The following is a 23,352-nucleotide window of genomic DNA, read 5'->3' as shown; positions in this document are numbered from 1 at the left end:
GAGGCGCTGCTGCCCGGCTAGAACGCCGAGCAGACGCGCAGCACCTCGGCACCATAAGCCTCGAGCTTCTTGGTGCCGATGCCGCTGATGCCCTGCAGGTCTTCGAGCGTCGCCGGTGCGCGCTCGGCGATCGACGCCAGCGTGGCGTCGTGGAAGATCACATAGGCCGGCAGGTTGTGTTCCTTGGCCACCTCGCCGCGCCAGGCCTTGAGCGCCTCGAAGCGCTTCTTGCCGGTGTCGTCGAGCTTGGCGGCGGCCGGCGACGGCGCGCCCTTGGCGACCTTCTCGCGGCGGGGCTTGCGCTCGGCCGGTGACGAGATGGATTCGCGCAGCGTCACGTTCGCCTCGCCCTTGAGCACCGCGCGCGAGCCCTCGGTGAGTTTCAGCGTGTTGAAGGCCTCCGCATCGACCGCCAGTGCGCCCGTGGCGATCAGCTGGCGCAGCACGCCGCGCAGTTGCACCTCGCTGAACTCCGCGCCCAGCCCGAAGGTGCTGATGCGCTCGTGGCCGAACTGCTTGACCTTCTCTGTTTCCTTGCCGCGCAGGATGTCCATGATGTGCCCCGCGCCGAAGCTGATGCCGCTCAGCTGCTGCACGCGGTAGATGGTGCTCAGCAGCTTGCGCGCGGCATCGGTGCCGTCCCACACCTGCGGCGGGTTCAGGCAGTTGTCGCAGTTGCCGCAGGGCGTGCTCTTCTCGCCGAAGTAACCGAGGAGCCGCACGCGCCGGCAGTCGCTCGCCTCGGCCAGCGAGAGCAGCGCATCGAGCTTGCCGCGCATCACCTGCTTGAACTCCTCGCCGGCCGGGCTCTCGTCGATCATGCGGCGCTGGTTGACCACGTCGTTCAGGCCGTAGGTCATCCAGGCGTCGGCGGGGGCGCCGTCGCGGCCCGCGCGGCCGGTTTCCTGGTAGTAGCCCTCGATGTTCTTGGGCATGTCCAGGTGGCCGACGAAGCGCACGTCGGGCTTGTCGATGCCCATGCCGAAGGCGATGGTCGCGACCATCACGATGCCTTCTTCGCGCAGGAACCGGTCCTGGTGCCTCTGGCGCACCCCAGCGTCCAGGCCCGCGTGGTAGGGCAGGGCGTTGATGCCCGCGCCCTGCAGCGTCGTCGCGAGGTCTTCCACGCGCTTTCGCGACTGGCAATAGACCACGCCCGCATCGCCCTCGTGCTCGCGTTCGATGAAGCGCAAGAGCTGCGTGGTCGCGTCCTTCTTCTCGACGATGGTGTAGCGGATGTTCGGCCGGTCGAAGCTGGAGACGAACTGGCGCGCCTCTTCCAACTGCAGCCGCTCGACGATGTCCGCGCGCGTGAGCGCATCGGCCGTGGCGGTGAGCGCGATGCGCGGCACGCCCGCGTAGCGCTCGTGCAGCACGGTGAGCGCGCGGTATTCGGGACGGAAGTCGTGGCCCCACTGGCTCACGCAATGCGCCTCGTCGATCGCAAAGAGCGAGAGCTTGCCGCGCTCCTTGAGCGAATCGAGCTGCGAGAGAAAGCGCGGCGTGTTCACCCGCTCGGGCGCCGCGTAGAGCAGCGTGATCTCGCCGCGCAGCATGCGGCGCTCCACGTCCTGCGTCTGTTCCCAGTCGAGCGTCGAATTGAGGAACGCCGCATTCACCCCCGCCTCGTGCAGCGCGCCGACCTGGTCGTGCATCAGCGCGATCAGCGGCGACACCACAACCGCGACGCCGCGCCCCGCGCGCTGCCGCGCGATGGCCGGGATCTGGTAGCACAGCGACTTGCCGCCGCCCGTGGGCATCAGCACCAGCGCGTCGCCGCCGCCCACCACGTGATCGACGATGTCCTGCTGGGCGCCGCGGAACTGCGAATAGCCGAAGACTTCGTGGAGGATTTCGGCCGGTGCGGTGCTGCTGCCGGGGGCGTCGAGGGGGTGGGGTGCGAGGGAGGACACGGGCTGCGGAGGCGGACGTCGGAAGGGGGATGAAGGGCGGGGCGGTCGATTGTCCCCCAGCCACCGGGTTATGACTGTGGCACGAGGTTTGCAATGGAGACCTCCGTCCCGCCGCCCTATTTGTCTAGACAGCGATCTGGTGCATCTTCCTTAACGAAATGCACCGGAACGGCCCTCACGGGTTATCCTGTATATACAAGTTGGGGCGCTTGGCAACAATGCGAGGCGCGCGCAGCCCGGCCCCCCGGGGCGCATCGCCGAGCCATCTCTCAAGAAAACGGAACCAGGAGTACCCATGGTCAAGACGGTAGTTGTGAAAGTCGCTTCGCTGCTGGCAGCAGGTGCATGTGCAGCGGGCATGGCCGGCGCGGCCGCCGCCCAGGACACGAAGATTTCGCTCGGCATGTCCGGCTGGACCGGCTTCGCGCCGCTCTCGCTGGCCGACAAGGCCGGCATCTTCAAGAAGAACGGCCTGGACGTCGAACTGAAGATGATCCCGCAGAAGGACCGCCACCTGGCCCTGGCCTCCGGCGCCATCCAGTGCGCGGCCACCACCGTGGAGACGCACGTCGCCTGGAACGCCAACGGCGTGCCGATCGTGCAGATCTTCCAGATGGACAAGTCCTATGGCGCCGACGGCATCGCGGTGCGCAACGACGTGAAGACCTTCGCCGACTTGAAGGGCAAGTCCATCGGCGTGAGCGCCCCCGGCACCGCGCCGTATTTCGGCCTGGCGTGGATGCTCAGCAAGAACGGCATGAGCCTGAAGGACGTGAAGGTCGTCTCGCTCGAGCCGCAGCCCGCAGCGCAGGCCTTCGTCGCTGGCCAGAACGACGCCGCCATGACCTACGAGCCCTACCTCTCCACCGTGCGCGCCAACCCGGCCGCCGGCAAGATCCTGGCCACCACGCTCGACTACCCGATGGTGATGGACACCGTCGGGTGCGCGCCCACCTGGCTCAAGGCCAACCCCAAGGCCGCCGCCGCGCTCACCAAGTCGTACTTCGATGCGCTGGACATGATCAAGGCCGACCCGGCCAAGTCGAACGAGCTCATGGGCTCGGCCGTCAAGCAAAGCGGCGAGCAGTTCGCCAAGTCGTCGGCGTACCTGCGCTGGCAGGACAAGGCCGCGAACCAGAAGTTCTTCGCGGGCGAGCTCACCACCTTCATGAAGGAAGCCGCGGCGATCCTTCTGGAAGCCGGCGTGATCCGCAAGGCTCCTGAAGACTACGCAGTCACCTTCGATGCAAGCTACGTCAAGTAAGGCGATGCCGCCACAGGTGCCGCCTCGCGCGGCATCGGCGGGCACTGCTTCCTCCCAGCCGGTCGTGCCTCCCGTGCGCCGCCGCGCGTTCGCGCCGCTCGAACCCATCGGCGCGCGTGCGCGCGTGCTGTTGGGCCTGGGCTTCTTCGTCGTGTTCGTGCTCGTGTGGTCGCTCGCCACGCTCGGCGGTTTCGTCTCGCCGACCTTCCTCGCGAGCCCGCCGACCATGGTCAAGGAGGGCTGGCTGCTCTTCACCGAGTACGGCTTCATCGGCGACATCGGCATGACCGTGTGGCGCGTGTTCGGCGGCTTCCTGCTGGCCGCAGTGTTCGCGGTGCCGCTGGGCATCGCGATGGGCACCTGGAAAACGGTGGAGGCCTTCTTCGAGCCCTTCGTCTCGTTCTGCCGCTACCTGCCGGCCTCGGCCTTCATTCCGCTCTTGATCCTGTGGGCGGGCCTGGGCGAAATGCAGAAGCTGCTGGTGATCTTCATCGGCTCGTTCTTCCAGATCGTGCTGATGGTGGCCGTCACGGTGGGCGGCGCGCGGCGCGACCTCGTCGAAGCCGCCTACACGCTGGGCGCCAACAGCCGCGGCATCGTCGCGCGCGTGCTCATTCCGGGCGCCGCACCGGGCATCGCCGAAACGCTGCGCCTCGTGCTCGGCTGGGCGTGGACCTACGTGATCGTCGCGGAGCTGATCGGCTCGTCCTCGGGCATCGGCCACATGATCACCGACAGCCAGGCGCTGCTGAACACCGGCCAGATCATCTTCGGGATCATCGTGATCGGCGTCATCGGCCTTTTGTCCGACTTCGCTTTCAAGGCGTTGAATCGCCGTCTGTTCGCATGGGCCGCACTGTGAAGAACCAACTGTCTATCCAGGGCGTTTCGCGCGTCTTCACCGGTACCAAGGGCCAGAGCACGCAGGCATTGCTGCCCATCGACTTCGAGGTGAAGGAGAACGACTTCGTCACCATCCTCGGCCCCTCGGGCTGCGGCAAGTCGACGCTGCTGCGCATCGTGGCGGGGCTCGATTTCCCGACCACCGGTCAGGTGCTGCTCGACGGCGAGCGCATCGAAGGCCCGGGCGCCGACCGCGGCGTGGTGTTCCAGAGCTACACGCTCTTTCCTTGGCTCACGGTGGCGCAGAACATTCGCTTCGGCCTGCGCGAGCGCGGCATGAGCGAGGCCGACCAGAAGGAGCGCAGCGAGTTCTTCATCGCCAAGGTGGGTCTGCGCGGTTTCGAGAACCATTTTCCCAAGCAACTCTCGGGCGGGATGCAGCAGCGCACGGCGATTGCGCGCGCGCTCGCCAACGACCCCAAGATGCTGCTGCTCGACGAGCCCTTCGGCGCCCTGGACAACCAGACGCGCGTGCTGATGCAGGAGCTGCTGCTGGGCATCTGGGAATCGGCGCAGAAGACGGTGCTCTTCGTCACGCACGACATCGACGAGGCGATCTTCATGGCCAACCGCGTGGCGGTGTTCAGCGCGCGGCCGGGCCGCATCAAGACCGAGATCGCGGTGGACTTTCCGCATCCGCGCAGCTACACGATCAAGACCTCGCCCGAGTTCATGGACATCAAGGCGCGCCTCACGGAAGAAATCCGCGCCGAATCGATGGCCGCCGCGGAGCATTGAACACAACGATGAAACGCGACCTGCCGACCCTCGCGCTCTACGCGCAAGTCAAGGACCACATCTCCCGCAAGATCCAGGACGGCACCTGGCCGCCCGGCCACCGCCTGCCCTCGGAGCACGAGCTGGTCGCGCAGTTCGGCATGGCGCGCATGACGGTGAACCGGGCGCTGCGCGAACTGGTGGAGCAGGGCCGCATCGTGCGCGTGGCCGGCGTGGGCAGCTTCGTGGCGGAGAACAAGCCGCAATCGACGCTGCTGCAGATCGCCAACATCGCCAGCGAAATTCGCCAGCGCGGCCACGACTACCGCTGCGAGATGCTGGCCGTGGAGCGCATCGCCGCCTCGCCCGACGTGGCCGCGTGGCTCGACCTGCGCGCGGGCGATTCGGTGTTCCACAGCGCCTGCCTGCACCTGGAGAACGACACGCCCGTGCAACTGGAGGAGCGCTACGTCAACCCGCAGGTCGTGCCCGACTATCTCGAGCAGGACTTCACCCTCGTGCCGCCCAGCGAATACCTGGTGCGCAACGTGCCCTTCGACCAGATCGAACACGTTGTCGATGCCGTGCTGCCCAACGCCGAACAGGCCGAGCGGCTCGCGATGGAAGTGACCGACCCGTGCCTGCTGCTCACGCGCCGCACCTGGACGCGCAACACGCCCGTGACCTGGGTGCGCTGCCTGCATCCGGCATCGCGCTACAGCCTGGGGAGCCGCTTCAAGGCCGACGGCAACCCGAGCTTCGGTTAGCTTTTTTCGTCTCGCAGAACGATCGTTATCTCTCGCAACTACTTGTATAGACAGGTTCACATGCCAAGCCACACCACTGCTGCATCCGATGCCACATTGACCCTCACGCCCGGCAAGGTCGACCTTGCGATGCTGCGACGCATCCAGGCCGGCGGCGTTCGGCTCGCGCTCGATCCGTCGGTGCTGGACGGCATGCAGAAGGCCGAGGCGGCCGTGCGCCACATCGTCGAGAACGACCAGGTGGTCTACGGCATCAACACCGGCTTCGGCAAGCTTGCGAGCACGCGCATCGGCAACGACCACCTGGCCGAACTGCAGCGCAACCTCGTCGTCTCGCACAGCGTGGGCACGGGCGAGCCGCTGGCCGCGCCGGTCGTGCGCATGGTGCTCGCGACCAAGGCGGTGAGCCTCGCGCGCGGGCACTCGGGCGTGCGGCCCGCGCTGGTCGATGCGCTGCTGGCGCTGTTCAACGCGGGCGTCACGCCGAGCATTCCGTGCAAGGGCTCGGTCGGTGCCTCGGGCGACCTCGCGCCGCTCGCGCACATGGCCTGCGTGCTGATCGGCGAGGGCGAAGCGACGCTGGCGGACGGCAGGAAGGTCAGCGGCGCCGAGGCGATGCGCAGCATCGGCCTCGAACCCTTCGTGCTCGGTCCAAAGGAAGGCCTCGCGCTGCTCAACGGCACGCAGGTGTCGACCGCGCTGGCGCTCGCCGGCCTCTTCGGCGCGGAAGACGTGTTCGCCGCCGCGCTGATGTCGGGCGCGCTGTCGCTCGAAGCCATTCAAGGTTCGATCAAGCCCTTCGACGCGCGCATCCACGCCGCGCGCGGCCAGCCTGGCCAGATCGCCGTCGCAGGCGCCGTGCGCACGCTGCTCGAAGGCAGCGAGATCGTCCCCTCGCACGCCGACTGCGGTCGCGTGCAAGACCCGTACTCCGTGCGCTGCATCCCGCAGGTGATGGGCGCGTGCCTGGACAACCTCGCGCACGCCTCGCGCGTGCTGGTCATCGAAGCCAACGCCGCATCGGACAACCCGCTTGTCTTCTGCGACACGGGCGAGGTGATCTCGGGCGGCAACTTCCACGCGGAGCCGGTCGCGTTCGCGGCCGACATCATTGCGCTGGCCGTGAGCGAAGTCGGCGCCATCGCCGAGCGCCGCATCGCGCTGCTGCTGGACACCGGCCTCTCGGGCCTGCCGCCGTTCCTGGTGCGCGATGGGGGCCTGAACTCCGGCTTCATGATCGCGCAGGTCACGGCTGCCGCACTCGCCTCCGAGAACAAGTCGCTCGCGCACCCCGCCAGCGTCGACAGCCTGCCCACCTCGGCCAACCAGGAAGACCACGTCTCGATGGCCACCTTCGCCGCGCGGCGCCTGGGCGACATGGTCAACAACACGGCTGTCGTCGTCGGCATCGAAGCGATGGCCGCCGCGCAAGGCATCGAGCTCAAGCGAAAGCTCAAGAGCTCGCCGCTGGTGGAGGCGGAATTCGCCCGCATCCGCCAGAGCGTCGCCTTCCTCGAACGCGACCGCTACCTCGCCCCCGACATCGAAGCCATGCGCCAGTGGGCGCTGAAGGCCGAGCTGCCGGCCGCGCTGCTGAACATCCTGCCCAGTCACTCGTCAAACATCACTCGATAGGAGAACCACGCCATGAACGCTCCCGAAAAATTCGCCCTCAACAATCCCGATGCCACCGACCCGCGCCATGACCCGACGCGCGTGATCCGCGCCCCGCGCGGCAGCGAGCTCAACTGCAAGAGCTGGCTCACCGAAGCGCCTTACCGCATGCTGCAGAACAACCTCGATGCCGAGGTGGCCGAGCGTCCGCAGGACCTCGTGGTGTACGGCGGCATCGGCCGCGCCGCGCGCAACTGGGCCTGCTACGACCAGATCCTCGCGTCGCTGAAAGAGTTGAACGACGACGAGACGCTGCTCATCCAGTCGGGCAAGCCGGTCGGTGTGTTCAAGACGCACGAGAACGCACCGCGCGTGCTGCTGGCCAACTCCAACCTCGTGCCCAAGTGGGCCAACTGGGAGCACTTCAACGAGCTCGATCGCCAGGGCCTCTTCATGTACGGCCAGATGACCGCGGGCAGCTGGATCTACATCGGCAGCCAGGGCATCGTGCAGGGCACCTTCGAGACCTTCGTCGAAGCCGGCCGCCAGCACTACGACAACAGCCTCGCGGGCAAGTGGATCCTGACGGCCGGCCTGGGCGGCATGGGCGGCGCGCAGCCGCTCGCGGCCACGCTCGCGGGCGCGGTGTCGCTCAACATCGAGTGCCAGCAGACGAGCATCGACTTTCGCCTGCGCACGCGCTATGTCGACAAGCAGGCGCGCGACATCGACCATGCGTTCGAGCTCATCAAGCAGCACTGCGATGCGAAGGAAGCGGTGTCGATCGCGCTGCTGGGCAATGCGGCCGACATCCTTCCCGAGCTCGTGAAGCGCGCGAAGGCCGGCGGCATCAAGCCAGACTTGGTGACCGACCAGACCTCCGCGCACGACCTCATCAACGGCTACCTGCCCTCGGGCTGGACCGTGCCGCAATGGCAGGCCGCGATGAAGGATGTGTCGCAGCACGATGCGCTCAAGAAGGCGGCCGCGAAATCGTGCGCCGTGCACGTGCAGGCCATGCTCGACTTCCAGGCCATGGGCATCCCCACGGTCGACTACGGCAACAACATCCGCCAGGTCGCGTTCGACGAGGGCGTGAAGAACGCCTTCGACTTCCCCGGCTTCGTGCCCGCCTACATCCGCCCGCTCTTTTGCGAAGGCAAGGGCCCGTTCCGCTGGGTCGCGCTCTCGGGCGATCCGGAAGACATCTACAAGACCGACGCCAAGATCAAGGAGCTGTTCCCCGAGAACACCCACACCCACCGCTGGCTCGACATGGCGCGCGAGCGCATCGCCTTCCAGGGCCTGCCCGCGCGCATCTGCTGGCTGGGCCTGGGCGAGCGCCACATCGCGGGCCTGGCCTTCAACGAGATGGTCAAGAACGGCGAGCTGAAGGCGCCTATCGTCATCGGCCGCGACCACCTGGACACCGGCTCGGTCGCGAGCCCGAACCGCGAGACCGAGGCGATGAAGGACGGCACCGATGCGGTGAGCGACTGGCCGCTGCTCAACGCGCTGCTCAACACCGCGGGCGGCGCGACCTGGGTCAGCCTGCACCACGGCGGCGGCGTGGGCATGGGCTACTCGCAGCACTCGGGCGTGGTGATCGTGTGCGACGGCACCGACGCGGCCGCCAAGCGCATCGAGCGCGTGCTCTGGAACGACCCGGCCACCGGCGTCATGCGCCATGCGGATGCGGGCTACGACATCGCCGTCGCCACCGCCAAGAAGCAGGGCCTGAAGCTGCCGATGGTGCGTTGAGCGGGCCCCTGGCGCGCCAATCGGTAAGACAAAGGTAGAAGTAAAAATCCGGCCCATTCCCACCCGGTGGGAATCAGGGCTTGGAAGTGAGAACGGCCAGCAAGATACTGCCTGCGATGACGCCCCCGACCGATGCTTCCGCCCACAACGACCGCGCGCTGTTCGTGCTGTCGGTGCTGGCACAGAGCAAGGTCGCGATGACGGCCGCCGAACTGGCGCAGGCCACCGGCCTCGTCAAGAGCACGCTGTACCGCCAGATCGCCACGCTGCGCCGCTGGGGCTTCGTGATGGAGTCCGACGGGCGCTACTCGCCGGGCCCGGTGAGCGTGCAACTGGCGAGCGGCTTCGACGGCAACTCCGACCTCGTGATGGCCGCGCGCGCCGACATGCGCGCGCTGGTGCAGCAGAGCCACGAGAGCGTGGCGCTGGTCACCGCGGTGAACGACCGCGTGGTGTGCCTGGAGATGATCGACAGCGAACATTCGCTGCGCTGCTCGTTCGACCGGGGCCGCAGCGTCCCGGCCAGCGACGGCGCGAGTGCCAAGTGCCTGCTCGCGCACATGCCGCTCGACCAGCGCGATGCATTGCTCGACGGCCTCGGCGAAAGCGCACAGCGTCGCGCAGAGCGCACCACTGAACTCGATGCGATCCGCGAAGCGGGCCATGCCGTCACGCAGGGCGAGGTCGATGCCGGCGTCTGGGGCGTGAGCGCGCCGGTGCTGGCCTCGGGCCGGCGGCTGCGCGGCGCCATCACGCTCATGGCGCCGATCACGCGCGTGCAGGGCATGGAAGCTGCATTGCTCCACATGACCGTCGTCACAGCGGCGCGCATCTCGCGCGCGCTCCAGTAGCCAGTCGCTTCTACTTTTTTCAAACCCCATGAAAGCCTTCACCATGAACACCCGTCGCACCCTCGCCGCCGCCGCAGTCTCCGGCCTCGCTCTCTTCGCTCTCCTCGGTGTCGCCGGCGCCGCGCACGCGCAGGGCGAGCCGCTGCGCGTGGCCACCGATGCCACCTTCCCGCCGATGGAGTTCGTGGAGAACGGCAAGCGCACCGGCTTCGACGTGGAGCTGGTCGAAGCCGTCGGCAAGGCGATGGGCCGCAAGATCGAGTGGATCGACATCGACTTCAAGGGGCTCGTTCCGGGCCTCATTTCCAAGCGCTTCGACATGGCCGTCTCGGCCATCTACATCACCGACGAGCGCAAGAAGGTGGTCGACTTCACCGTGCCCTACTACGCGGGCGGCCTCGTGGTGATGGTGAAGGACGGCAACACGGCGATCAAGGCGCCGGCCGACATCAACGGCAAGAAGGTCAGCGTGCAGGTGGGCACCAAGTCGGTCGCCTTCACGAAGGAAAAGTACCCGCAGGTGCAGCTGATGGAGGTCGAGAAGAACCAGGAGATGTTCAATCTCGTGGACATCGGCCGCGCCGACGCGGCCGTCACCGGCAAGCCCGCCGCCTACCAGTACGTGCGCACGCGCGGCGGCCTGAAGGTGCTGCCCGAGCAGATCACCACCGAGGAGTACGGCATGGCCATCCGCAAGGACACGCCCGAACTCACCAAGGCGGTGAACGGCGCGATCGAGAAGCTGAAAGCCGACGGCACCTACGCGCAGATCGAGAAGAAGTGGTTCAGCACCACGGCCAAGTAAAAAAAGAAAAGTAACGCGCGATGGATTTCGATTTCTCGCCCGTCTGGCAGGGCTGGCCCGACCTGCTGCGCGGCGCGCTCGTCACGGTGGAGATCACCGCGTGCGCGCTCGCGCTAGGCTGCGTGCTGGGGCTCATCGTCGGCATCGGCCGGCTGAACCCGAAGCGGCGCTGGCTCTACGGCGTGTGCACCGCCTACGTGGCCGTCATCCGCGGCACGCCGCTGCTGGTGCAACTCTTCATCCTGTTCTTCGGCCTGCCGCACTTCGGCATCCTGCTGCCCGCGTTCCTTTGCGGCGTGCTGGGGCTCGGCGTGTACTCGGGCGCGTACGTGTCGGAGATCGTGCGCGGCGCGATCCAGTCGATCGACAAGGGCCAGACGATGGCCGCGCAATCGCTCGGCATGACGCCCGGCGTGGCGATGCGCCAGATCGTGCTGCCGCAGGCGGTGGTGCGGATGATTCCGCCGCTGGGCAACGAGTTCATCGCCCTCATCAAGAACTCGGCGCTGGTGTCGCTCTTGACGATTCATGACGTGATGCATGAGGGGCAGAAGATCATCAGCGTGTCGTACCGGTCGCTGGAGGTGTACCTGGCCATCGCGCTCGTGTACTTCGTGCTGACCGGCACGATGACGCTGGTGCTGCGGCACTTCGAGCAGAAGCTGCGCCAGGGCGGGTTGATGCGATGAGCGTGCAACGTTTTTCGCGCGCCACGCTGCCCGCCATGCCGTGGAAGAACGGCGGCGGCACCACGCAGGAGATCGCGAGCTGGCCGCAGGGCGCGGGGCTCGAGCGCTTCGGCTGGCGCGTGAGCATCGCGACCATCGCGGCCGCGGGGCCGTTCTCGGTGTTCGCGGGCATCGACCGCAGCATCATGCTGCTGGAGGGCGATGGGGTGCGGCTCTTCACGCATGACGGGCGCGTGGAGCACAGGCTGGACGTGCCGCACCGGCCGTTCGCGTTCAGCGGCGACGATGCGATCGACTGCACGCTGCTGGGCAGTGCGTCGAACGACTTCAACGTGATGACGCGCCACGGCCAGTGGCGCGCCGACGTGCAGGTGCTGGACCACGCATCGGCCATCGAGGCCGCACCGCATGGCGTGCTGCTGGCCCTGCGCGGCGCATGGCGTGTGAACGACCAGGCGTGCACCGAGGGCGAGGGCCTGCACTGGGCCGACGCGCCGCTGGCGTGGCAAGCGGTGCCAGAGAGCGACGACGCGCGGCTGGTGGCGGTCCGCATCGTGCCGGCGTAATCTGCAGAAAGAGAACAAGACGATGAAACCCGCCAACGAATACCCATCGGCCGACGGCCTCTGGACCGGCCTGCGCCTGGCGACCGATGCAGGCACCGAAGCCGCCATCGTGGTTGCGGAAGGCACGATCCGCTGGGTCGGCGCACGCAGCGCACTGCCCGCCGAGTTCGCGGAGCTTTCTGCGCACGACGGCGGCGATGCGCTCGTCACGCCCGGCCTCGTCGATTGCCACACGCACCTGGTCTACGGCGGCCAGCGCGCCAACGAATTCGCGATGCGGCTCGCGGGCGCGACCTACGAAGAAGTGGCGAAGGCGGGCGGCGGCATCGTCTCGTCGGTGCGCGCCACGCGCGAGGCCGATGAAGACACGCTCTTCGCGCAGGCCGCACCGCGCCTCGAACAGCTGCTGGCCGATGGCGTCTGCGCCATCGAGATCAAGTCGGGCTACGGCCTCTCGCTCGAACATGAGCGAAAGCAACTGCGCGTGGCGCGGCGCCTCGGCGACGCGTATGGCGTCACCGTGCGCACCACCTTTCTCGGCGCGCACGCACTGCCGCCCGAATACGCGAACCGCAGCGGCGAGTACATCGACCTCGTGTGCCGCGAGATGCTGCCCGCGCTCGCCGCCGAAGGCCTCGTCGATGCGGTGGACGTGTTCTGCGAGCGAATCGCCTTTTCGCTTGCGGAAACCGAACAGGTCTTCCAGGCCGCGAAGGCGCTGGGCCTGCCGGTGAAGCTGCATGCGGAGCAGCTCTCGGACATGGGCGGCGCCGCGCTCGCCGCGCGCTACGGGGCGCTCTCGTGCGATCACATCGAGCACCTGTCGGCCGACGGCATCGAGGCGATGCGCCAGTCGGGCACCGTGGCCGTGCTGCTGCCGGGCGCCTACTACACGCTGCGCGACACGCACCTGCCGCCCATCGAGGCGCTGCGCGCCGCGGGCGTGCCGATGGCCGTGTCCACCGACCACAACCCCGGCACCTCGCCGACGCTGAGCCTGCTGCTGATGGTGAACATGGCGTGCACGCTGTTCCGGCTGACGGTGCCCGAAGCGCTGGCCGGTGTCACGGTGCATGCGGCGCGCGCGCTGGGCCTGCAGGCCACGCACGGCGTTATCGCCGAAGGCATGCCCGCGAACTTCGTGCTGTGGAACGTGCGCGATGCGGCCGAGCTCGCGTACTGGTTCGGTCAACGTCCGTTGCGCACCGCGGTGCGCCAAGGTCGCATTGCATTGGAAAACGCAGCATGACGCGCACGCTTTTCGCGGCCGATGCGCTGCTGCCTGCGGGCTGGGCGAAGAATGTGCTGCTCACGTGGAACGACGCAGGCCAGCTCACGCAAGTGCAGTCGTCCACGCAATCGCCCGCAGGCGCGCAAGTGGCGACCGGCCCCGTGATCCCCGGCATGCCCAACCTGCACTCGCACGCCTTCCAGCGCGCCTTCGCCGGCCTCACCGAGCACCGCGCCGAGCAGCACGACAGCTTCTGGAGCTGGCGCACGTTGATGTACCGCTTCGCCGCGCGCCTGGGCCCGCATCACATGGAAGCGATCGCGACCTGGCTCTATGCCGAAATGCTCGAGGCCGGCTACACGAGCGTCTGCGAATTCCAGTACGTGCACCACGACGCCGACGGCCGCCCCTATGCCGACGACGCGACGCTGAGCCTCGCGCTGCTGCGCGCCGCGCAGAAGACCGGCATCGGCTTCACGCTGCTGCCGGTGCTCTACCAGACCAGCGGTTTCGGCGACCAGCCGCCCAACGAAGGGCAGCGCCGTTTCGTGCGCTCGACCGAATCGATGCTGCGCCTGCTCGAAGCGCTCAAGCCCGCATGCGATGCGCAGGGCGCGCGCTTGGGGCTCGCGCCGCACTCGCTGCGCGCCGTGCCGCCCGAGGCGCTGCGCGATGCGGTCGCGGGGCTCGAGGCCATCGACCGCACGGCGCCGATCCACATCCACATCGCCGAGCAGACGAAGGAAGTGGACGACTGCGTCGAATGGAGTGGCCTGCGTCCCGTCGAGTGGCTGCTCGACCATGCGCCGGTCGATGCGCGCTGGTGCCTCGTGCACGCGACGCACATGAACGACGCCGAATACGAATACGCCGCGAAGAGCGGCGCGGTCGCGGGCCTGTGCCCGACGACCGAGGCGAACCTGGGCGATGGCATCTTCGATTTCGCCAAGTGGCGCAGCCACGGCGGCGCATGGGGCGTGGGCTCCGACAGCCACGCGAACGTCAACGCGGCCGAAGAACTGCTGATGCTCGAATACAGCCAGCGCCTGGCCAAGCGCCAGCGCAACGTCGGCGCGAGCGCGGCGCAGCCGCATGTCGCCACGGCGCTCACGCTCGAAGCAGTGCAGGGCGGCGCGCAGGCCTCGGGCCGCGCGACCGGCGGGCTCGCCGCGGGGCAGCAGGCCGACTTCATCGTGCTCGATGCGGCGCACGTTGCGCTGCAAGGTCTGCCCGCGCCCGACATGCTTTCGGCGCATGTCTTCGCGAGCCACCGCACCTCTGCCATCGACACCGTGTGGGTGGCCGGCCGCGAGCGCGTCTCGGCCGGACGCCACACGCTGCACGCCGAATCCGCGTCCGCCTTCGTGGCGGCGCGCACCCAACTCCTTCAGGACTGAAACCACCATGGCCTTCACCACCGCCGAACCGGCGTTCCGTTTCCGCCAGGGCACGCGCCCTCTGCTGATCTCGATGCCGCACGTGGGCACCCACGTGCCGCCCGCGCTGGCCGCGCGCCTCACCGACGAGGCGCGCCATGTGCCCGACACCGACTGGCACCTCGAGAGGCTCTACGACTTCGCCGACGAACTCGGCGCCTCGGTGCTCGTGGCCACGCATTCGCGCTACGTGATCGACCTGAACCGTCCGCCGGATGGCGCGAGCCTCTACCCGGGCCAGAGCGTCACCGGCTTGTGCCCGGTCGACACCTTCGACGACACGCCGGTCTACGCATCGAGCGACGACCTGCCGAACGACGAAGAAGTGGCCCAGCGCCGCGACGCGATCTGGCACCCGTACCACCGCCAATTGCAAGCCGAGCTCGACCGCCTGAAGGCCGTGCACGGCACCATCGCGCTGTGGGACGCGCACTCGATCCGTTCGGTGCTGCCGCGCTTCTTCGAAGGCAAGCTGCCCGACCTGAACCTGGGCACCGGCAACGGCACGAGCTGCGACCCGGCGCTGGCCGCCACGGTGCTCGGCATCGCCGAATCGGCCACGGGCTACACGGGCGTCCTCAACGGCCGCTTCAAGGGCGGCCACATCACGCGCCAGTACGGCAACCCGGCCGGCGGCGTGCACGCGGTGCAGCTGGAGATGACGCAGTCGAGCTACATGCAGGAGAAGCTGCCCTTCGACTATCTGCCCAAGGTGGCGGCCGGCGTGCAGCCGCATGTGCGGCGGATGATCGAGGCGGTGCTGGCCTTCGTCGAGGGGCCGGCAAAGCACTGACGGGCGGCAGGGCAAGCCTCCTTTTCTACAATCGGAGGTTATGAAGCCCGTCATCTACACCCGCGGCCAGGCATTGGCCGGCATCCTCGAAAAGCGCATTGCCATCCTCGATGGCGCCATGGGCACGATGATCCAGCGCTTCAAGCTCACCGAGGAACAGTACCGCGGCGAGCGCTTCAAGGACTTCGAGCGCGACGTGAAGGGCAACAACGAGCTGCTCTCGCTCACCCGGCCCGACGTGATCTCCGACATCCACGAGGGCTACCTCGCGGCGGGCGCCGACCTCATCGAGACCAACACCTTCGGCGCGACCACCATCGCGCAGGAGGACTACAAGATGGCGCACCTGGCGCGCGAGATGAACCTCCAATCGGCCAAGCTCGCGCGCGCGGCCTGCGACAAGTTCAGCACCCCCGACAAGCCGCGCTTCGTGGCCGGCGCCCTCGGCCCGACGCCCAAGACCGCGAGCATCAGCCCCGACGTGAACGACCCGGGCGCACGCAACGTCGATTTCGAATCGCTGCGCGCCGCCTACTACGAGCAGACCGAAGCGCTGGTCGAAGGCGGCGCCGACGTGATCCTGGTCGAGACCATCTTCGACACGCTCAACGCCAAGGCTGCGCTCTTCGCGGTGGACGAGTATTTCGACAACAGCGGCGAGCGCCTGCCGCTGATCATCAGCGGCACGGTGACCGACGCCTCCGGCCGCATCCTGAGCGGCCAGACCGTCACCGCGTTCTGGCACAGCGTGCGGCACGCGCGGCCGCTGGCCATCGGCCTGAACTGCGCGCTCGGCGCGGCGCTGATGCGCCCCTACATCCAGGAGCTCGCGCGCGTGGCGGGCGACACCTTCATCAGCTGCTACCCGAACGCGGGCCTGCCCAACCCGATGAGCGACACCGGCTTCGACGAGACGCCCGATGTCACCTCGCGCCTCTTGCATGAGTTCGCGGCCGAGGGGCTGGTGAACATCGTGGGCGGCTGCTGCGGCACGACGCCGGACCACATCGCGGCGATCGGCCGTGCCGTGGCCCCGGTGCCCGGACGCCTTCTGAACAACGCCGCCGGCTTCTACAGCGAAGCCGCCTGAACCGGCGCACCCGATGCGCGGTGCCGCCCCCCGCTTCGCGGGATTCGCGCTCCTGGTGTCGGCGCTCGCGGGAGGCTGCGGCGACACCGGCAAGCCGCCGTCGTGGGACACGCTGCTGTCCGACCGCATCGCCGGTGCGCGCCCCGACTGCAAGGTCAGCGTGCCGACCCCCGGCAAGATCGCCGTGGCCTGCCCGGATCTGCCGCCCGCCATCTTCGACGTCGCGCCGACGGCCGCCTACTGCCTGCGTGGCACGCGCGATTGCGAGTACGCGATCACGCAAATGGTGTTGATGCTGCCGCCACCGAAGCCTGCGCCCTGAGCGTTGTGAGGTCGGGGCGCGTGGGACGGATCGTTCAGGGCAGCGATCACACCGACGGGGTGCCTTGCTCCGCGAATGTCCCCCGGCCTGCGGCCTCCTCCTTGATTTCGCTGCGCAAGGCACCCCATCGGTGCGATCGCTTCAGCGCACTCGTCGATCACCCACTCACGGCGCCGAATCCTTCGGCGCGTGCGCGGCCGCCTGCCGGTCGCGCGCGATCAGCGCCACGAAGCGCTGCGCGCCCAGCCCCAGCGGGCGCTCCCTCGACCACACCACATCGACCCACAGGTCGAGGCCGTTGCTGAGGTTCTCGAACGGAATCTCGACCAGCGCGCCCGCCGCCACGTGCGGCCGCGCGAAATTGCGCGGGAGCCACCCCCAGCCGAGACCGGCGGTGATCAGGCTCAGCGCGGCCAGCGCATTGTCGGTGCGCCAGACGTGACGCGCGAACACGAAGCGCGGATCGCTGGTGGCCAGGTCGCGGCCGGCGACGACGATCTGGCGCGTGTTCGTGAGGTGCTCTTCCCGCAGCCGTTCGCCGGCCGCCGCGACGAGCGCCGGGTGATCGGGCGCCATCACGGTCACCATCGTGTCGCTGCCCACTTCCTGGAAACCCTCGCGGCCGTCCAGGCTCGGGCGCTCGAACACCAGCGCCAGCTGTGCGCGGCCGCTGTGCAGCAGCGCCAGCGCGTCGGCCTGCGGCGCGGCCAGCACCTCGACCTGCAGCAGCGGGTATTCCTGCGCGAGTTCGGCGAGCGGGCCACTCCAGGGCGCGGCCAGGAGCTCGGGCGCAATCGCCAGCGTCAGGCGGTTTTCCAGCCCCTGGGTCAGCGCGAGCGCCTGCACCTGCAGCTGCTTCAATTGCGCCGCGAGCATCCGCGCCTGCGGCTCCAGCGAACGCGCGGCGGCGGTGGGCTGGGGCTCGCGGCCCTTGCGGTCGAACAGGGGCAGGTCAAGCTCGGCTTCCAGGCCCGCGATGGCCATGCTCACGGCCGAGGGCACCTTGTGCAGCGCCCGCGCGGCGGCCGAGAAGGAGCCGTGGTCGATCACGGCCAGGAACACCTCGACGTTGTCGCTGGAGAAGGCCATGGCGTCCGATCTATCAATTTAATTGAAATAAGATGACTATTTATATCAGTAAATAGCAAATAAAGTCCATCCATCGTATTCAAGTTCAAGAGGAAAAGTCATGCAAGGGCTCCAGCGTCGTGTCGTCTACATCTCCCTGTACGAAGGGATCGCCATCGTGTGCGCCAGCGCCGGCCTGGCCCTGATGACGGACGCGGGGCTCGGCCATTCCGGCGTGCTGGCGGTGGCGGCCTCGGTCGTCGCGGTGATCTGGAACCTGATCTTCAACGCGCTCTTCGAGCGCTGGGAATCGCGCCAGGCCGTGCGCGGGCGCAGCGTGCGCCGCCGCATCGCCCACGCCATCGGCTTCGAGGGCGGGCTGATCGCGTTCCTGGTGCCGATGTTCGCCTGGGGCCTGGGCGTTTCGCTCTGGCAGGCGCTGGTGATGGACCTGGGCCTGGTGGTGTTCTTCCTGGTCTACACCTTCGTCTTCAACTGGGGCTTCGACCGGGTGTTTGGCCTGCCGCGTTCGGCGATGGGTTCGGCCCAGACGGCGTAGACCGTGACCCCCGCAGCGCCAGCGCGCCGGCCAGGCGCAGGCGCTCGCGTTCGTTGAAGAGCGATTCGCGCAGTTGCTCCTGCTGCTCCGGCGGCGCGTTGGCGTACTGGTCGAGGCGGCTGTTCCAGTCCCGGTTTTCCTGATCGAGCGCTGCCAGCTGGCGGGCCGCGTCGTAGCCGTAGGCGGCGCTGCGTTCGGCAAAGCGCTCCTGGGCGCTCGCGCCGCGCGCGTCCATGGCGTCGGTCTGGCGCTGCACGTCGACCTGTGCGGTGAAGGCGCGGCGCTGCTCGCGCTGTTCGGGCGTGAGCAGGGCCTCCTCACGACGCTGCGCGGCGGCCGCGCGCTCTTCGGGCGTGAGGTTGGCGTCGCGGGCGAGCGCCATCTTCTCGGCCATGAGGGTGTCCTGGCGGATCTCGTCGCCGAAGAGGCCTTCGATTTCCTCGGGCGCGAAGTACCGGCGCCGCACTTCGGCGCGCGCCTCGATGGTCTTGCGCAGCGCCGCCGCGTCGCCGGCGTCGGGCGGCGGCAGGGCCTGCATGGCCTCCTGCATGTCGACGTAGCGCTCCAGCAGGCCCATCGCGCGCGCGACCAGTTCGGCCGGCAGTCGCTTGGCGAGCAGGGCGGGCGCCATCGCCATGAAGGCCGCCTTGCCGGTGGCCTGCGCCTCGGCGAGCACGCTCTCGAAGACGAGGATGAGCGAGGGGTTCAGCATGGCGTCGGGGGCGGGGCGGGCGTCGCCGATCGGCTGCGCGGCCGGCACTGCGCCGACCGTTCCACCCGGGCCGGCGGCGGCGGAAGTCGCCACCACCGTCTCGGGGGCGTCGGCCGGCGGCAGACCGTCCACCAGCCACCATCCGCCAAGGATAGCGAGCGCCGCGGCGCCCGCCATCGCGCCGAGCTGCAGCGGTCTGGCCTTTTTCACGAGGAGGCGTGCCGCATCGTCAGAGGCCCGCGCTCTTCAAGCGCGCCGCCTGCTCCTGGAAGAGCTGCACCGGCTTCTTCTCGAACAGCGTCCACAGCCCGATGTAGGTCAGGCCGAAGAGCTGGTTGACTTCGTCCAGGTGGTTCTGGCGGTAGTCGCCCAGGTGCGTGCCCAGGCGGGTGGAGCACACCGCCAGGAGGCCATCGTTGGTCTCGCCCCCGAAGGCGATGAGGCTCAGCCCGCCCATGGCCACGTCGCTCGCGTCGAACGCGTTGGTGAGCGGCTGCACGCCGGACCACGAGTAGTAGCGCACGCCGTTCGCCTCGGCCGGGCCGCTCTTCACGTCGCACGAGGCGCCGGGGGCCGGGCGGCCCTGCGGAAATTTCTTGTCGAAGGCCGCGCCGCCCGCGGTGGTGAGCGAGCTGAGCGCGTTCAACGGCACCTCGGGCAGCTCGCTCGGGTCCTTGCCCGAGAGGGCGCCCAGCAGCAGCATCGCCAGGCGCAGCGTCTCGGCGACCACCGCCTCGGAGACGCTGCCTTCGGGAATCCTGCGCAGGATGTCGGCCACCTTCGAGCCGCCATTGGCACCGCCCACGGAGGTGACCGAAGCGACCAGCCCGGGCTCCACCGCCGCCACGTAGCGCGCGGTGGGCGCGCCCTGCGAATGGCCGATGAGGTTGAACTTGAGCGACGGGTTGCCCGAGAGCGCCCGCAGGTTCTTCAGCTCCTGGATCAGCTGCTCGCCGCGGATCTCGGAGCTGTTGGCGCCCGAGACCTGGGCCACGTACACCTTGGCGCCCGCGCCGGCCAGGCTTTCGGGGATGCGATAGAAGTAGTCGATGCCCAGCACGTTGTCGAAGCCGAAGAGGCCGTGCACCAGCACGATCGGGTTCTTCGTCTTCGCTTCGCTGGACGTCACCCGGGCCTGGACCTGCGTGGGGGTGTCGGTGATGGCCGCCTGGCTCAGCGTCGTCGTCCCCAAAAGGCCGAAGAGCAGTGCGGCGCAGACCGGGCGGGCGGTGAGGCGCAGCAGCCTCGAATTCCTCTTTCTTGGCATATGTTCATTCCTTTGTTTTCAAATAAAAACACGAACGTTCGTTCTTCGACGAATTGCGCGAGCGCATTCTGTGGGGGGTGCCTGCGGGGCCTGCATAGGGCTTTCCCGCGGGAGCGGGCGAACGCCCTTAAAATCCATCCCCTCCCAAGGAGCGTTGCAGCGGTCCGCCAGGCGGGCCGTCAGGCTTGGGATTTCAAAACGACGCTCGCCTGTTTGTTCCTTTCGCAGGTGAGCCCATGGCCCAGACCCCCCAAATTGCCGTTCCCCCCATGAAGCTGTCCGGCCTCGAGCCGGTCGCCATCGGCGCGGGGACGCTGTTCGTCAACATCGGCGAGCGCACCAACGTCACCGGCTCCAAGGCCTTCGCGCGGATGATCCTGAACGGCCAGTTCGAAGAGGCCCTGGCCGTCGCGCGCCAGCAGGTGGAGAACGGCGCCCAGGTGATCGACATCAACATGGACGAGGCCATGCTGGACAGCAAGGTCGCGATGGTCCGCTTCCTGAACCTCATTGCCAGCGAGCCCGACATCGCGCGCGTGCCGGTGATGGTGGACAGCTCCAAGTGGGAGGTGATCGAGGCGGGCCTTCGCTGCATCCAGGGCAAGGGCATCGTCAACTCGATCTCCATGAAGGAGGGCGTGGACAAGTTCAAGCACGAGGCCAAGCTCGTGAAGCGCTACGGCGCCGCCGCCGTGGTCATGGCCTTCGACGAGAAGGGCCAGGCCGACACCTACGAGCGCAAGGTCGAGATCTGCGAGCGCGCCTACCGCATCCTGGTGGACGAGGTGGGCTTTGCGCCCGAGGACATCATCTTCGACCCGAACATCTTCGCCATCGCCACCGGCATCGAGGAGCACGACAACTACGCGGTCGACTTCATCAACGCGGTGCGCTGGATCAAGGAGAACCTGCCGGGCGCCAAGGTGTCGGGCGGTGTGTCGAACGTGAGCTTCAGCTTCCGCGGCAACGACCCGATGCGCGAAGCGATCCACACCGTGTTCCTGTACCACGCGATCAAGGCGGGCATGGACATGGGCATCGTCAACGCGGGCATGGTGGGCGTCTATGACGATCTCGAACCCGAACTGCGCGAGCGCGTGGAAGACGTGGTACTCAACCGCCGGCCCGACGCCGGCGAGCGCCTGGTCGAAGTCGCCGAGACCGCCAAGAGCGGCGCCAAGGACGAGAGCAAGCGCCTCGAATGGCGCGGCACGCCCGAGCACCCGGTGCACGTCAACCAGCGCCTCTCCCACGCCATGGTGCACGGCATCACCGACTTCATCGTCGAAGACACCGAAGAGGCCTACCAGCAGATACTGGCCCGGGGCGGCCGTCCGCTGCACGTGATCGAAGGCCCGCTCATGGACGGCATGAACATCGTGGGCGACCTGTTCGGCGCCGGCAAGATGTTCCTGCCGCAGGTGGTCAAGTCGGCGCGCGTGATGAAGTCCGCCGTGGCCCACCTGCTGCCCTACATCGAGGAAGAAAAGCTGCGCGACGAGGCCGCCGGCCGCGACGTGCGCACCAAGGGCAAGATCATCATCGCCACCGTGAAGGGCGACGTGCACGACATCGGCAAGAACATCGTGACCGTCGTGCTCCAGTGCAACAACTTCGAAGTGGTGAACATGGGCGTGATGGTCCCGTGCCACGAGATCCTGGCGCGCGCCAAGGTCGAGGGCGCGGACATCGTGGGCCTCTCGGGCCTCATCACGCCAAGCCTGGAAGAGATGCAGTACGTGGCCGGCGAGATGCAGCGCGACGACCATTTCCGCATCAAGAAGATCCCGCTCATGATCGGCGGCGCCACCACCAGCCGCGTGCACACGGCCGTGAAGATCGCGCCGCACTACGAAGGCCCCGTGGTCTACGTGCCCGATGCGTCGCGCAGCGTGAGCGTGGCGCAGTCGCTGCTCTCCGACCAGGCCACCGCGTACATCGACGAGATCAATGCCGACTACGAGAAGGTGCGCACGCAGCACGCCAACAAGAAGCAGGTGCCGATGTGGCCGCTGGCCAAGGCGCGCGCCAACAAGACGCCCATCGACTGGACGAACTACGTGCCGCCCGTGCCGAAGTTCATCGGCCGGCGCGTGTTCAAGAACTTCGACCTCACCGAGCTCGCCAAGTACATCGACTGGGGCCCGTTCTTCCAGACCTGGGACCTGGCCGGCCCGTTCCCCGCGATCCTGAAGGACGAAGTCGTCGGCACGGAGGCCGTGCGCGTGTATGCCGACGGCCAGCGCATGCTCAAGCGCCTGATCGAAGGCCGCTGGCTCAGCGCGAGCGGCATCGTCGGCTTCTGGCCCGCCAACACGGTGAACGACGACGACATCGAGCTCTACACCGACGAGACGCGCAGCGAAGTCGCGCTCACCTGGTACGGCATGCGCCAGCAGACCGAGAAGCAGGCGATCGACGGCGTGATGCGCCCCAGCCGGTGCCTGGCCGACTTCGTCGCGCCCAAGGACAGCGGCTTGAAGGACTACGTGGGCGTGTTCGCGGTCACCGCGGGCCTGGGCGTCGAGAAGAAAGAGAAGTACTTCATCGACGACCTGGACGACTACTCGGCCATCATGTTGAAGGCCCTGGCCGACCGGCTGGCCGAGGCCTTTGCCGAATCGCTGCACCACCGCGCGCGCACCGACCTCTGGGGCTACGCGCACGACGAGAGTCTCAGCAACGAGGAAATGATCGGCGAGAAATACCGCGGTATCCGCCCCGCGCCCGGCTACCCGGCCTGCCCGGACCACAGCGTGAAGGGCCCGATGTTCGACCTTCTGAACTGCGCGGACATTGGCATGACCCTGACGGAAAGCCTCGCTATGATGCCCGCCGCCAGCGTCAGTGGTTTCTACCTGAGCCACCCCGATGCGACGTACTTCAACGTCGGCAAGATCGGGCACGACCAGTTGCAGGACCAGGCCGCGCGGCGCAAGGAGAGCGAGTCCGTCCTGGAGCGCCTGCTGGCGCCCAACCTTTGAACCTGCCGGCCGGCGTGGCCGACCGGCACCGGGAGTTGTT

At 68.0% G+C, this 23,352-nt stretch carries 21 protein-coding genes and 1 riboswitch; of the genes, 17 read left to right on the top strand and 4 right to left on the bottom strand.

Annotated features, from left to right (window positions below):
• Nucleotides 1-17 precede the first annotated feature (17 nt).
• The gene (recQ, locus tag JC881_RS30065; protein ID WP_198789448.1) at nt 18-1,913 is read right to left on the bottom strand and encodes a DNA helicase RecQ; all 1,896 of its coding nucleotides are present in this window, start codon (nt 1,911-1,913) and stop codon (nt 18-20) included.
• 295 nt (nt 1,914-2,208) lie between these two features.
• On the opposite strand from recQ, the gene JC881_RS30060 reads away from it, so the two are divergent.
• The 15 genes from JC881_RS30060 to JC881_RS29990 all read left to right on the top strand — a co-directional run bounded on the left by JC881_RS30060 (nt 2,209) and on the right by JC881_RS29990 (nt 16,722).
• Entirely contained in the window at nt 2,209-3,177 is a 969-nt protein-coding gene (locus JC881_RS30060) for an ABC transporter substrate-binding protein (protein ID WP_198789447.1), read from the top strand.
• On the top strand, nt 3,158-4,039 hold the full coding sequence (locus tag JC881_RS30055) for an ABC transporter permease (protein ID WP_198789446.1): 882 nt from the start codon (nt 3,158-3,160) through the stop codon (nt 4,037-4,039). The genes JC881_RS30060 and JC881_RS30055 overlap by 20 nt, the downstream gene beginning before the upstream one ends.
• Entirely contained in the window at nt 4,024-4,818 is a 795-nt protein-coding gene (locus JC881_RS30050) for an ABC transporter ATP-binding protein (protein WP_198789445.1), read from the top strand. Before JC881_RS30055 ends, JC881_RS30050 begins: the two co-directional genes overlap by 16 nt.
• An 8-nt stretch (nt 4,819-4,826) precedes the next feature.
• Nucleotides 4,827-5,564: a histidine utilization repressor gene (gene hutC, locus JC881_RS30045; RefSeq protein ID WP_198789444.1), complete on the top strand. Its 738-nt coding sequence runs from the start codon at nt 4,827-4,829 to the stop codon at nt 5,562-5,564.
• 60 nt (nt 5,565-5,624) lie between these two features.
• Entirely contained in the window at nt 5,625-7,199 is a 1,575-nt protein-coding gene (hutH, locus tag JC881_RS30040) for a histidine ammonia-lyase (protein ID WP_198789443.1), read from the top strand.
• Between the two features lie 12 nt (nt 7,200-7,211).
• Nucleotides 7,212-8,939 carry a urocanate hydratase gene (gene hutU, locus JC881_RS30035; protein WP_198789442.1) on the top strand — a complete coding sequence of 576 codons (1,728 nt, stop codon included), beginning with the start codon at nt 7,212-7,214 and terminating at the stop codon, nt 8,937-8,939.
• 116 nt (nt 8,940-9,055) lie between these two features.
• On the top strand, nt 9,056-9,790 hold the full coding sequence (locus JC881_RS30030; protein ID WP_198789441.1) for an IclR family transcriptional regulator: 735 nt from the start codon (nt 9,056-9,058) through the stop codon (nt 9,788-9,790).
• 43 nt (nt 9,791-9,833) lie between these two features.
• Complete coding sequence (locus tag JC881_RS30025) at nt 9,834-10,595, top strand: transporter substrate-binding domain-containing protein (protein ID WP_198789440.1); 762 nt, start codon at nt 9,834-9,836, stop codon at nt 10,593-10,595.
• 20 nt (nt 10,596-10,615) lie between these two features.
• Nucleotides 10,616-11,284 carry an amino acid ABC transporter permease gene (locus JC881_RS30020; protein WP_198789439.1) on the top strand — a complete coding sequence of 223 codons (669 nt, stop codon included), beginning with the start codon at nt 10,616-10,618 and terminating at the stop codon, nt 11,282-11,284.
• Nucleotides 11,281-11,850 carry a HutD/Ves family protein gene (locus JC881_RS30015; protein WP_198789438.1) on the top strand — a complete coding sequence of 190 codons (570 nt, stop codon included), beginning with the start codon at nt 11,281-11,283 and terminating at the stop codon, nt 11,848-11,850. Before JC881_RS30020 ends, JC881_RS30015 begins: the two co-directional genes overlap by 4 nt.
• A gap of 22 nt (nt 11,851-11,872) precedes the next feature.
• Nucleotides 11,873-13,099: an imidazolonepropionase gene (gene hutI / locus JC881_RS30010; RefSeq protein ID WP_198789437.1), complete on the top strand. Its 1,227-nt coding sequence runs from the start codon at nt 11,873-11,875 to the stop codon at nt 13,097-13,099.
• Nucleotides 13,096-14,478 carry a formimidoylglutamate deiminase gene (locus JC881_RS30005; protein WP_198789436.1) on the top strand — a complete coding sequence of 461 codons (1,383 nt, stop codon included), beginning with the start codon at nt 13,096-13,098 and terminating at the stop codon, nt 14,476-14,478. Before hutI ends, JC881_RS30005 begins: the two co-directional genes overlap by 4 nt.
• Before the next feature lie 7 nt (nt 14,479-14,485).
• Nucleotides 14,486-15,310, top strand: coding sequence for an N-formylglutamate deformylase (hutG, locus tag JC881_RS30000; RefSeq protein WP_198789435.1), 825 nt, complete (start codon nt 14,486-14,488; stop codon nt 15,308-15,310).
• Between the two features lie 40 nt (nt 15,311-15,350).
• Nucleotides 15,351-16,400 carry a homocysteine S-methyltransferase family protein gene (locus tag JC881_RS29995; protein ID WP_198789434.1) on the top strand — a complete coding sequence of 350 codons (1,050 nt, stop codon included), beginning with the start codon at nt 15,351-15,353 and terminating at the stop codon, nt 16,398-16,400.
• 13 nt (nt 16,401-16,413) lie between these two features.
• Complete coding sequence (locus JC881_RS29990) at nt 16,414-16,722, top strand: hypothetical protein (protein ID WP_198789433.1); 309 nt, start codon at nt 16,414-16,416, stop codon at nt 16,720-16,722.
• A 165-nt stretch (nt 16,723-16,887) separates the two neighbouring features.
• Here the strand turns inward: JC881_RS29990 and JC881_RS29985 are convergent, their stop codons facing one another.
• On the bottom strand, nt 16,888-17,811 hold the full coding sequence (locus tag JC881_RS29985) for a LysR family transcriptional regulator (RefSeq protein ID WP_198789432.1): 924 nt from the start codon (nt 17,809-17,811) through the stop codon (nt 16,888-16,890).
• Nucleotides 17,812-17,911: 100 nt separating this feature from the next.
• Between JC881_RS29985 and JC881_RS29980 the strand changes: the two genes are divergently transcribed.
• Nucleotides 17,912-18,349, top strand: a complete 438-nt coding sequence (locus JC881_RS29980; RefSeq protein ID WP_198789431.1) for a PACE efflux transporter — start codon at nt 17,912-17,914, stop codon at nt 18,347-18,349.
• Here the strand turns inward: JC881_RS29980 and JC881_RS32495 are convergent.
• Together JC881_RS32495 and JC881_RS29970 are read right to left on the bottom strand one after the other, a co-directional pair.
• Entirely contained in the window at nt 18,282-19,271 is a 990-nt protein-coding gene (locus JC881_RS32495) for a lipase secretion chaperone (protein ID WP_198789430.1), read from the bottom strand. The two genes, JC881_RS29980 and JC881_RS32495, sit on opposite strands and share 68 nt — an antisense overlap.
• Before the next feature lie 19 nt (nt 19,272-19,290).
• Complete coding sequence (locus JC881_RS29970) at nt 19,291-20,328, bottom strand: lipase family alpha/beta hydrolase (protein ID WP_198789429.1); 1,038 nt, start codon at nt 20,326-20,328, stop codon at nt 19,291-19,293.
• Nucleotides 20,329-20,468: 140 nt separating this feature from the next.
• A riboswitch (S-adenosyl-L-homocysteine riboswitch) is annotated at nt 20,469-20,542 on the top strand.
• Nucleotides 20,543-20,564: 22 nt separating this feature from the next.
• Here JC881_RS29970 and metH point away from each other — a divergent pair.
• Nucleotides 20,565-23,312: a methionine synthase gene (metH, locus tag JC881_RS29965; protein WP_198789428.1), complete on the top strand. Its 2,748-nt coding sequence runs from the start codon at nt 20,565-20,567 to the stop codon at nt 23,310-23,312.
• Nucleotides 23,313-23,352 lie beyond the last annotated feature (40 nt).

The organism is Variovorax sp. IB41 (assembly GCF_016405905.1).
Lineage (GTDB): Bacteria > Pseudomonadota > Gammaproteobacteria > Burkholderiales > Burkholderiaceae_C > Variovorax.
The sequence above is the reverse complement of the archived record's forward strand: the minus strand, read 5'-3'. Positions and strand labels throughout refer to the sequence as shown.